Below are 11,546 nucleotides of genomic sequence, written 5' to 3'. Positions count from 1 at the left end.
GATTAAAGACACCAGCATGCAATGTTTTTATTTCATCACCTTTTTCATCGTCAGCAAACCGTGCTGGTCAATTCGCAGGATATAAACACCACCCGGGAATCGTTCCGCCGGAACGGTGACCTCGGTGGTGTTTGGCCGCGCTTTGTATAGCAAACGTCCCACCGCATCGTACATTTCCAGCGTAGTTATTGCTTTCGAGGCGGCTTTTACAACGAAATCACCGCCTTTGCGGTAAACCAGAACATCGTCCTTCACGGCCGAATCCGTGGCTAAAACTGCCTCGGGCTCGTAGATGATTTCAAACCTGCCCGTACTGGCGCCCGCACTTGCGGCAAAAGTGTACGATCCGGCACTTAAGTTCGTAATAATGCCCGTCCGAACGTCCTTCAGATAAATGTTTTGCCCGTTCGCGAAGCGGCCTTCCGCCGCATCCAGGCTGAGCGTATAGTTGCCCTCTGCATAATGCTGCGTTCCCAACGGTACTTCATCCGTCTTCACAAAAGCGCTTCTTCCGTCGATGGCAACTTTTTCACTTTCCACGCGGCTGTAAAGGGCATCGGACCCGCCCAGGCTGCGGGAATCTTCCGCGCCGAACAAATTGTTGCCGCCCGCGTAATAAACAATCGCGATCGTCGATGTAATTCCCGACGGTGCGGTCATTTGAAGCCAGTACCGGTCATCTTGTATTCCCGCTTGTCTTTGGCCTAGAAAATCAACCACGGACGTAGAATTTGTTCTGATGCTGTTATTGAATTTGAAATTATACGCGGCGATCAGAGATCTTGTCATAAAGCCCTGCCCTACTTTCACGATATTGGTCGGCACTTTCGAACCGAGCATCGATTTTGTTCCGGTTCCGTTTACACCGGACAAAACGTTGAATATCGCATAGGCCTGACCGCCGTACCCGCTTCCCTGCTGGGTCATCTGCGTGTTTCCCGTATTGTCCCAGAAGTAAAATGTCGCACTGATATTCGGCGATTCAATCTGAGACGAACCTGTTCTGCCGCCATTAAGATCATACAATTTCAGAAGATCGATATTGGACGGATAAGGATTTCCTATCAAATTATATCCATAGGTATTAACGCCCGTATCTTTATTCGCCACCGCAATCGTGATCGCTCCGTTTTGCGGCACACCTTTGAATATTCCCGTTGTATTGGTAGCGGTTGCCGGAATGGCAGCAGAAATGGTGGGCTCTTTTACCGCCAAACCACGTCCCGGAATATTCACGCCGGAGGAAGTTGAGAAATAATTTGTCGCCTGATTATGATAAAGGACCGTTGTGCTGGAGCCGGGGAAGATGGTTTGGAACGATTCTCCCGTCTGGAAATCGACCGGTGTTCCCAAATAATTGTACTGGTTGCGCGCACTGCCAATTTTTATAAGCCTTTTCGACGTAATATTATTCGCGTTCACAATACTGTTTTCTTCCTGCAGCAGGTTACCGTCGCTTTCTACAATAAAGTTGTCCGCCGCTCCTGCGTTGATGATTTTATTACGCACACTGAGCATTCTGCCCGCGGGAATGGTAAGATTAACGCCATTGTTAACTTCACATTCACATACTGACAAATCTGACGCCTGGCTTCCTGCAAAATTATAATTTCCTGCAAATACTGCTTTCTCGCGCGACGTCGGCCGGCTTGTATCGTCTCCTGTCCAGGCCGCGCCGGTCCACGTCTTGGATTTGGCGTTTCCGGCATCAACGTGAACGTTGTCGATGAGCCATAAATTTCGGTTAAATTGCTTGCCTGTATTAACTTTATCACGAGACCTTCCGGTCCTTGCCACGATTCGAAATTTAAAGTTATTAGTAAGTTCTGAAGTTGGAATATTAAGTTTAAATTTACCGTATTTCATCGTGCCTGTATTGTTGATGGTTACCAACACTCCATCAAAAGAACTTTCGGGAATTAAGGTTCCGCCAAGGCCATATTTATAAGATCTGTCAGCCCATTCATTGGAAGCATTTGAACCGGATCCGTACAATTTAATTTCATCAGACCAAGTTATACCATCTTTTTTCAATACCTGCAACAGAACGTAGTCATATCCATTTACACCTGATCCAGTAGTATTGCCACTTGACCCCACATTCGAACTCGAAAAAGCAGCGACTTCAAAATTCACACTTACTTCCTGTTGTCCGGTGATATCAATCGGTCCAAATTCTAAAGTGACGTCATTTGTTCCCGTTACGCCACTTTCGTCTGTACCATGACCCCTTACAAATAATGATCTGGTAGACGATCCTGCCGCAAATAAATTGGTAGAAGACGGATAAAGACCACTAACTCCTTGTATAATGGGGTTAGGAGAATTAGATGTATTACCTGTTGAACCAGGGATTCCACTAATCAAAACAGCACTGAGATTTGATCCCGATGTTTCAAAATTTTGAACTAATATGGGAACAGGTTCAAGGTTGCAGCTTTTTCCATTGCCTTTAACTTCAAAACGGAACGGATTATTAGGTGTAATGTTCGCTGCAATAACAATTTCTGATGTTGCTATACCCTGATCTGCGGGAACAAAGCGTACCGTAAAGGTTGCGTTTTGGCCTACAGAAATGGTATTTGGAACAGTTCCTATTATACTGAATCCGACATCGTTTGGGATCAGTTGAAGTGAACTTATTTTCAACGTCCGCGAGCCTGTATTTGTTATGCGATATGTTTTATCCACCGGGATGTCACTAGTCAGAACACTGCCAAAATCAGTATCATTAATTACCGATGCAGGATCATTATGGTTAATCAATGGAGGTTGTGGAACCTTGGTACCTCTAACGGAAATAGAGGTTACATCCTTAACTAATTTTAGATCATTGACTCCAAAAAAATTAATTGTAGCACCGCCTGTGCTGCTCGCTCCAACAACTCTTATTTTAACGAGGGAATTTACAGTTAAACCTGTAAGAGCAATTGAAAAATCATCCGCATCACCTCCCGCAATAAAAACCGATGCATTTAGATTTTTTTCTCCAATGAGGGCTTCCGGAAGACTGTCAACCTGCATATAGACTTTTATATTCCCGCTTACAGAACCAAAACCTAATCCGCCTATTCCGATGTGAAGTTGAAATATAATACCATCACTATAGGTTGAAGGAGCATTAAAAGAAAATCGGACTTCATCTAAATTGTTCTGAAACAATAAATGGTTAAGAAAAAAAATTGGTGCTACAACATTCGGTGGATCATAATATCTTACACTTGGATTGGTGATATCTATAGGACCTTGATTGGCATTCAGATTATTTGCCAAAGGGATATCCAACCAGTGTCTGTCCGAAATAACACGTGGATATAAGAGTAAAACAAATTATCAACACGTATTTTTTAAAAAATAGTATTTGTGTTTTCATCACCTAGGTTTTTGTGTTACCACAAAATTACCAAAGGCCCAGAAAAATATACGCGTGAAAACACCTTAATAATGAACGGTTTAAACCAGAAAATTACCTATATAGATTTTACTTTATTTTTAAGCAGATAATACCTAAAAAATTTCGTTTAACGGTATTCCCCGTTACGGTCCCGCAAAAATTAGATTTACTTTATATTCCGTTCGCAAATTTCACATCGATATTAATGTCCTTAAGGAATTTCTTTTTTATTTTAGCGAATTGGTATATCGAATACTACAATGTCAAATCAGTTTTATTTATTTTTTGCAGCGGACGTTATAAATAATTTGAACTTTTCTACGCCAGCTTTACTCCCGTCTTCATTTCCTTCCAAAAAGTTTCCAACATCGCATTAAAAAAGTCTTCCTAAGAATTGCTCACCAACCGTCTATACCATCAAAATACTCCACCTGCACATTCAAAAACCTGCAAAAATTTGCTGTAGCGCACCTTTAACGCTTCACTCCAATTTCCTGCCCAAAAGCCGTTTTCCGACCACACAATGGAATGGTCTACCGCATCTCGTCCGCAGCGTCCAGGTAATCTTTGAGATTTTCGCTGAGTTGATGAAGAAATTTAGTTCGGTCTATTTTTCGGTTTTTTATTTCTCCCATGGTGTTATGGTAATTCCCCAGATTAACGGAAAAGTGTTCCTCAAAAAACTTCACCGTTTCAGCCAGTGTTGCGGAACCTCCGTTAAAACAGCGGGTATGGTGCAGCGCATACACAAGTTCAGTAAGAGCAGCTTTGGACGCGGTCCACTGCAGGCCGCTGACCTTTGCCCGTTCACCCTCTGAAGCAAGCTCAAGATTCCGGATCTGTTGTTTAAGAAAGGCTTCGTAGTCATCATTGGCGAGGATATGAGCGATCAGGTGATCATGCGAGGTCGAAAACCTGTCGTCGTAGCTGTGAATATCCGTTGCGAGTTTTACATCAAGGTCATACCTGAAACGAACAAAATATTTTAGATCTAGATAAGACGCTTTCCGCCGGTAATAACTGATAAAAGCACTGTTTTCGCGCGAGAACTGCTGCAAAGTTTCGAATTCGGCCTCATACATTTTCTTTTTATACTTAGACCCAGACATGGGAAGAGACGACAGCAGCGATACAATCCGGGAATAATAAATAAACCGCGCGATGAACTTAGGCTTGAGCTCTCTAAAGAACAAAATCTCACTTTCCCAGCAGTCAAAGCGGTGTTCAAGAACCCACGACTTCAGCTTTCGGATCACCTCATCCGTTTCCGCCAGCCCATACTGTGCCTGCACAAGGTCATTATGATCTGTCCTGTTTAAAGACCTGATTTTATATTGCAGTTCATTCCATAATTCGGCGGTCTGTTCAAGAAGTATTTTTGAATTCATAGGCATTTTTTGGTAGAATCAGCTTCGATTTCAGTTAATATTTAGTTCTTTCTTTTTCTCACGGATAAAGTCAGATGGTTTAATACCGTTAATCTCATGAAACATCCTCGAAAAATGCTGCCGTGACCGGATACCGCATTCCTCTGCGAGACTTTCGTTATGAAACTTAAGGTACTTCGGGTCAGTATTCATCAGGTGCGTGATATAATTGATCCGAAGTGTTGTAAGGTAGGTGCTGAAGTGCATGTTCCTGTACTCGTTAATTACATAGGACAAATGGTTTTTGTTCGTGCCTAATTTTGCCGCGAGACTCAGCAGGGTAATTTTAGGGGAGGTGAAACCGGCCTCTTTTTCAAACTTTTCGAGTTTTATCAGTATTTTCTGCACAATTTCAGGACTGTATTCCATCCTGCGACCGGGATCAGGCTGCTCCGTTACAGTCAATGCCGCTGCTGCCTCTTGCTGAAGCCGCTGCTGGAGCTTTTGGTAATTTTGCACAATAATGCGCTGTCTGATATAGGCGTTCAGCAGAAATACAAGCAGCGCTCCGCTGAGGGCGAGCGAGAAAATTATAAATCCGTTGTCAGCAGCCCTAGCCTTCTGCAGCTCTTCCTTTTCACTCCGCAGCGTCTTTGTGTCATATTCCCGGTAAATACGTGACGACAGATACGGCAGGTCTACCTGAAAAATGCTGTCGGCTTTCAGCAACTGAGCCGTGTGTCGGGCCGTTTTATCCGGTTTCCCGGTGGTCTCCGCATCCTTAAGCAGAAATTCATAGGCTGCACGCACTTCTGGAAACATAACACCGTTTCTCCTGAAAAGGGAATCGACCTTCTCCATATAGGGTATGCCTCTTCCCCGTTGCTGCTGTTTCAGGTAGGCTGTGCCGATATAATAGTAAGTCACTGCCAGCACACCTTCATCTTTTTTACTTTTAATGATGGCGGCAGCCGGAAGCAGAGCCCTCAGGGAGGCGCGGAAATCCCCGCGGTGAAAAGAAAGAATACCTTGTTCTTTCAGAAAATAACCGTTCTCCTGCGCGAAATCGGGTTGATCCCGGTACGGGGCGGTGCGTTCGAGCAGGCTGTCCACCTTGTCAAGTTCCCCAAGCTGACGGTGGCTGATGCACATCTGATGAAGGCTGTTCAGATACCCTTTTGTATTGTTGTAGATGAAAGTGGGATGTTGCGCAGATTTCAGCTCCGCCGCGAAAAATTGGTTGCATGCCCGAAAATTTTCCAGTGCCTCACGGTGGTAGCCCAAAAAACTTTTTACAGCTCCAATATGATATTTTACTTTATAGATCAGATATTTATCCCGGCTTTTCTGCGCGTGCGTATCCGCCTCCAGATAATTGTGCAGTGCTCTTCCGTACTGCCGATAATTAAAATACCACACAATACCTCTTCCCAGCAAGGCCTTGCTGATTAGGGCTTCATCCTTCGTTCTGTATGCTGCCTGCACAGCACTGTCCGAATATTTGAGTTTTACTTGCCTGTCGGGTGAAAAATAAATCGCGTCTTCGTAGGCGTACACCAGATGTCTGAAATTCCGGTTCTTTCTTCCCACTTCAATGCTCTTCCGTACCGGGAACATCGCCTGCCGGTCATTTTCACCCAGGTGTGCGTACGTTTCGCGCATCGCGGTGTATTGCATAACCGGATTTTGCGCAGTGCACACTGAGCAGGTAAGGATGATCAATAAAAGAAGAATGTTTCTACACATATCCCACTTTTTAGACGCTGCCGTCCTTCCTCCGGCTGTTTCGGAATTCGCATTCTGGCGCAGCCTAACAGCAAAACAATATACGAAAAAAGATGACCGACACGCAAAACTGTACGGATGGACAGTGGAACCAGGTATCTATGATGCTACACTCATAGATACGTCCTGCCACCAAACACTTTTTTTATTGGTTTTGCCGTCCTAATTTCGGGATAGAATTCTAACGGTATAAACCGGCGCCGGGATAACTTTTAAATCTTAAAATTATGAAAAAAGTAATCTCAGTCTTAAGTTTCTTATTGATTATCAATGCATCGTCCTGCCGCGAAGTTCACGGAGCACCCGATGACCTCAGTGCAGAAAATGCCCAACCCATCCAGGCGCCCTCTGTGCAACGCGATTCGGCCGACGACTCCGCAGCTGGCGGTGGCCAGGACGAAGAACCGCCTCGTAAAGACATTCAACAGTGGAAACACAGGTAGTGGAATGGCAAAACAGAAACCGCATGAAGCTGGGCGCGGCGGCTCCCGCAGGCGGCTTAAACTTACCGCCAGGAGCGGTACCGCCTGTCCGCGAAGCGGCGAATGGGAAATTGCGGGCCCTGTGTCTACCGCCAGGGTGTTCGCGAAAGGCAGTATCATGCCTGAGCATTATGGCAAAAAGGTCATATGGATACTGATCCGTGCGGGCTGACATCACGGATGTCCGCCTCTGGTTCCTAACAAATTATAAACTTCAACACTATGAAAGCTACCGCGGCCAGGTGGGCCAGTTACTTTTTCACTCTGCTGTTTGTCTATGCAGCATTCAGCAAACTGCTGGATTTTGAGAATTTTCAGACCCAAATGGCTCAGTCCCCGTTACTCAGTGCTTATGCAGGATGGGCGTCCATCGGGATACTCGCGCTCGAGCTTATGACGGTGCTGTTGCTGGTATGGGACAAAACAAGGCGGGTTGGGCTTTACGCCTCGTTCGGACTGATGACGGCCTTCACGCTGTACATTTATCTTATACTTAACTACGCGGAAAATATCCCGTGCTCGTGTGGCGGTATTTTCGAGAAAATGAGCTGGGATCAGCATTTATTGTTTAATATCACAGGTGTGCTTTTGGCCCTGCTGGGGATTGTTTTCATAAGGAAAGAAGACGCGCGCGGCTGGATCCGCTCCGCTGTCGCCACGGTTCTTACTGCGGTAGTTTCAGGCGGCAGCATTATCGCCCTGTTTTTTTCATCCGAGTACCTCATGAAGAGGGAAAATGCTTTTATTAGGCGGTTTCCCCAGCATCCGGTCACCGAAGAACGCACTTTTGATGTAAAAGTCAATTCCTATTACTTTGCAGGCTTTGACCGGAATTATCTCTATTTAGGAAATCTTACATCACCTTTCCGGCTTCGCAAAATTAATTTTCAACTTAACGCAGAGAGAACCATGTTCATCAAACCGAAAATGACGGTACAGTTTCACCAGCCTCCACGTCTTCACGTGATGAATCAGCATTTTTTCTTTTATGACGGTTCTGCCCCTGTCATTTACCGCGGTAAAACAGATGCTCCTGAAGCTGAGCTTCTGATGTATAAAAATGCATATTTCAATCAGCTTGTCGTTCTGGATTCTGCTCATTTTGCTTTCCGTACCATTGTTCCCCAGTCCAAGCATTTTGCAGTCGGTACATTAGGATTTAACAGCCAACAGGGGATGATCATCCATAAGAATTTTTTACCGGGCAAGGTCAGCAGCTTATTTGAGACGGACGGACAGCTTCTCACCGACCCTGTTAATCAGGATGTGGTTTATCTCTATTCCTATCAGAACAGGTACACCGTGGGCAACAGATACCTTCAAAAAACGCAAACGTATAACACCATTGTAAAGGCCGGGTTGCAGCACATGAAGTACCGAACGATGAAAAATGGGGATAAGCGTTTAGAGACGCCACCGCTTAAACTTAGCGGAACAGCGGCCGTGTACGGCAATGTACTTTTCACGGTATCTGCCCTTATGGGACGGTATGAGCCCAGAAAAGCTTGGAAAGAAGCGAATATTGTGGATATGTATTCCACCGCAGGACAGGAATATCTGGGAAGTATTTATCTGTACCATCACGGTCAGGGTAAAATAACAGATATGGTGATTACCGGGGATTACCTTTTTGTATTGAGAGACGCGCTGATTACGCGATACCGTCTGAATACCGCTATTACGAAACATTTCCGGACAGGGGAAGTCGAAAACCTGAAAAAAGAGTAGGCATTAACAACCAATTTTTTTATTATGAAAAAATTCATTTTGCCGGTAGCCTTATTTGTATTTGGCGCCGGTGCAGCATTCGCAACGAATACTGCAAAGCCAGGAGAAGCTGCGACAGAAAATGGTTACCGCATTACCTCCAATCCAATGGAACCGTGCCAAAAAACGGAGGTTAAATGCAGTACTATTCCTTCGCAGGAACTCTGTACAGACGGCAGCGTAACGCTGCACCGCATTGGCGAAACCAGTTGTGGAAGTGACTTATTTAAACTTTAAAAAAGCTGCCCCGAAAGGGGCAGTTTAATTTTAAAACCACTTGGGCTTTTCTCCGTTTTTAAGATAATAGCCGAACCACCCTAGGATTTTTTCTGTGGCGTCGATTTGATTTTTCGGTTTTGTAAGTACATGCACATCATCCGGAAACAGCACCAGGCGTACTTCTTTTTTAAGACTCGATAGTGCCATAAACATTTCAACACTCTGCCGCCATTCTACATGTTCATCTTTATTTCCGGACCATAGCAGGAGAGGGGTTTTTATCTGGTCTGCCATTAGGATGGGGTTATTTTCCAGATACTCTTTTTTTAGCGCAAAGAAGCCATCCGAAAAGCCGAACTGTTCGTTGGTATATCTTGAAATATTGGAGTTGAGGTACATTTTATGAACCGTAAAATAATCGGCGATAATGTCCGCAATTCCGCTTCCGCTTACTGCGCTTTTAAAGAGCGATGACTGTGTGAGGATGTAATTGGTTTCGTAACCGCCAAACGAGTGTCCGATGATTCCGATATTCGCGCTATCCACCGAATACAATGACTGCACTTTCTTAACCGTTTCCTCCACTGCCCGGACCGCAGAATTTCCCACTTTATTTTTTGAGTAGATAATTCTGGGGAGAATAACGATATAGCCGTTCATGGCCATCAACGTTCTGTTAAAACCAGTGGCGTTGCGGAAGGTGGGGAACTCAAATTCCGTGTATCCTTGAGCCTCGTTTTCATATACCCGAACGATGGCCGGATATTTTTTTTCAGGTGAGTAGTCAGGAGGCAACACGATGGTAGTATAGGTCTTTTCACCGTTACTGTCCGTCCATTCGCACAGTTCGGTCTTCGGAAAGTGCGAATAATTCATCCCCTTACCGCTGTCATACGTGGTTTTTCCAACAATTTTACCGAATGGGTACACGATTACTTGAGGCGGCAGATTTGCATTCTGTTTAACATATGACATGGCGTGCTGTCCCATTCTAACATAGGTTACGGACTGTATCCCAGGAGGTAAAATGACGCGCAGCCTATGGTCTTTCCACAATGCTAATCCCTGCCTAAGACCAGATTTATCAGAAATCTTTAATGCCAGATGTTTCGTTTGAAGAACAGGGTTCTGGTGCCATTTCATTTTCGATACTCCACCTCCTCTGAAAGGCGCAACAATTCTGAATGAATAGTTCGGTCCGGTATGATCTGTGAGTTGAACAATCAGTCTTTTCTTAATATCATATTGCCAGATGTCATTTTTGGAAGTCAGGTAGATAAACCGGTAATCGCACGAAAACCACGGGGAGTCAACGGGGAACAATACCTTGGTATTAAGGCGGTCGAATGAATAAAAATCTGCCTTCAAAGAGGACGTCAAATTAACCGTTTTGCGGGACAATACATCATACCGGTACCAGTCCCGACCTTTAAAATAGAGCAGGTAGTGCCAGTTGCCCGACGGGTAAACACCGCGCACTTCTTGCACCTCCATTTCTATTTCGTCGGTTTTCCGGTTCCGCAACCGGATTTTTGGACGGGGTGAGATGTCATTAACTTTATAGTCGTAATTTTCCAGTTCTGCGACTTCCAGTATATAGTCCTCCCCAAAAACAACGTAAGGCTCGGTCAGAAATTTTCTGTATGTTTTCGGTGGTGACCCGCATCCCGAGACATCGTACAGCGTAATATCACGCGCAGTGGAAGCCATATTGATCAGTCTCGGTTTTACAGCTTTGTCGGCACTGCTCCAAACCTCTACACTATCGGTTACTATCGAACCCCCACTTATCAGTGGTTTTTGCTCCATGAGCGTATTGCTGCTCAGGAAGGACAGTGCACCCACAGAAGTACCGAATTCCATTTTCTCCGGAGATGTCACGCTGTTTCCAGAATGATCTACGGTCTGCATCCAATATCCTGTTTCGTTCTCCCACAATAGTTTTATATTTGGTTTGTCAGTCTCTGCCACGGCGGATACCAATTTATCTTTTACGTCTAATACACGCACTAGTTTTCCATAGGCCCGGTTCAGCAACAGAATTTGTGTTTCATTCCATAACAGAGAGCATGGTGATCCTGTAATGTCCTGGGTCTTGATGATGCTGTCGAACAGGTGTTGGGTGCCTTTTTTGAGATCCAGCCACCGAATCGTTGCACCGGTCTTAACAATCAGCGTTTCAAAAGAAGTGTCATATACAAAATCGGACACATCCGGATAAATTTTGCTGGTACCTCCACGTAAATCTTTCCATAACAGCTCCCTTTTCCCATTCAGGACGATGAAGTGGTGATTGTCCAGATCGAATTTTCCTGCTGCTTCAATGATGAGAGGTTGCAGCGTATTGGTGTTCTGAAGTACCCCTTCTGATTTTCCGCCATCATAAATTCTTGTAAAAAATGTCCATTTGCCATCATCAGAAACAGCACCGTTATACAGCCTATGCCAGCCCCGCTGATACACGGTTTCCAGAGATTGGGATTTCAAAGCCCACGGAAGACAAAAAAAAGAAAGATGGTGCAGCACCATGTT

7 protein-coding genes are annotated in these 11,546 nt (G+C 44.8%); 3 read left to right on the top strand and 4 right to left on the bottom strand.

The window, feature by feature from the left end:
• Positions 1–27 precede the first annotated feature (27 nt).
• The 3 genes from L0B70_RS07945 to L0B70_RS07935 form a co-directional block, all read right to left on the bottom strand.
• Positions 28–3,273 (bottom strand): DUF1573 domain-containing protein, encoded by a 3,246-nt coding sequence (locus L0B70_RS07945; RefSeq protein WP_235141289.1) that lies wholly within the window; start codon positions 3,271–3,273, stop codon positions 28–30.
• 654 nt (positions 3,274–3,927) lie between these two features.
• A complete protein-coding gene (locus L0B70_RS07940) occupies positions 3,928–4,782 on the bottom strand; it encodes an RteC domain-containing protein (RefSeq protein WP_235141288.1) in 855 nt (284 codons plus the stop codon).
• 30 nt (positions 4,783–4,812) lie between these two features.
• Positions 4,813–6,438, bottom strand: a complete 1,626-nt coding sequence (locus L0B70_RS07935) for an AraC family transcriptional regulator (RefSeq protein ID WP_235141287.1) — start codon at positions 6,436–6,438, stop codon at positions 4,813–4,815.
• A 335-nt stretch (positions 6,439–6,773) separates the two neighbouring features.
• Between L0B70_RS07935 and L0B70_RS07930 the strand changes: the two genes are divergently transcribed.
• The 3 genes from L0B70_RS07930 (at position 6,774) to L0B70_RS07920 (ending at position 9,032) form a co-directional block, all read left to right on the top strand.
• Positions 6,774–6,989: a hypothetical protein gene (locus tag L0B70_RS07930; protein WP_235141286.1), complete on the top strand. Its 216-nt coding sequence runs from the start codon at positions 6,774–6,776 to the stop codon at positions 6,987–6,989.
• A 261-nt stretch (positions 6,990–7,250) separates the two neighbouring features.
• Entirely contained in the window at positions 7,251–8,756 is a 1,506-nt protein-coding gene (locus L0B70_RS07925) for a MauE/DoxX family redox-associated membrane protein (RefSeq protein WP_235141285.1), read from the top strand.
• A gap of 24 nt (positions 8,757–8,780) precedes the next feature.
• Entirely contained in the window at positions 8,781–9,032 is a 252-nt protein-coding gene (locus L0B70_RS07920; protein ID WP_235141284.1) for a DUF6520 family protein, read from the top strand.
• A 30-nt stretch (positions 9,033–9,062) separates the two neighbouring features.
• Here L0B70_RS07920 and L0B70_RS07915 read toward each other — a convergent pair whose 3' ends face one another.
• Positions 9,063–11,543: a S9 family peptidase gene (locus L0B70_RS07915; RefSeq protein ID WP_235141283.1), complete on the bottom strand. Its 2,481-nt coding sequence runs from the start codon at positions 11,541–11,543 to the stop codon at positions 9,063–9,065.
• Positions 11,544–11,546: the final 3 nt, after the last annotated feature.

The organism is Kaistella sp. 97-N-M2 (genome assembly GCF_021513235.1).
In the GTDB taxonomy this organism is placed as follows: Bacteria; Bacteroidota; Bacteroidia; order Flavobacteriales; family Weeksellaceae; genus Kaistella.
The sequence above is the reverse complement of the archived record's forward strand: the minus strand, read 5'-3'. Positions and strand labels throughout refer to the sequence as shown.

Coding starts and splice junctions, on each gene's coding strand:
- L0B70_RS07940 (WP_235141288.1), bottom strand. CDS start 4,782: ATGAATTCAAAAATACTTCTTGAACAGACCGCCGAATTATGGAATGAA.
- L0B70_RS07915 (WP_235141283.1), bottom strand. CDS start 11,543: ATGGTGCTGCACCATCTTTCTTTTTTTTGTCTTCCGTGGGCTTTGAAA.
- L0B70_RS07925 (WP_235141285.1), top strand. CDS start 7,251: ATGAAAGCTACCGCGGCCAGGTGGGCCAGTTACTTTTTCACTCTGCTG.
- L0B70_RS07930 (WP_235141286.1), top strand. CDS start 6,774: ATGAAAAAAGTAATCTCAGTCTTAAGTTTCTTATTGATTATCAATGCA.
- L0B70_RS07920 (WP_235141284.1), top strand. CDS start 8,781: ATGAAAAAATTCATTTTGCCGGTAGCCTTATTTGTATTTGGCGCCGGT.
- L0B70_RS07935 (WP_235141287.1), bottom strand. CDS start 6,438: ATGCAATACACCGCGATGCGCGAAACGTACGCACACCTGGGTGAAAAT.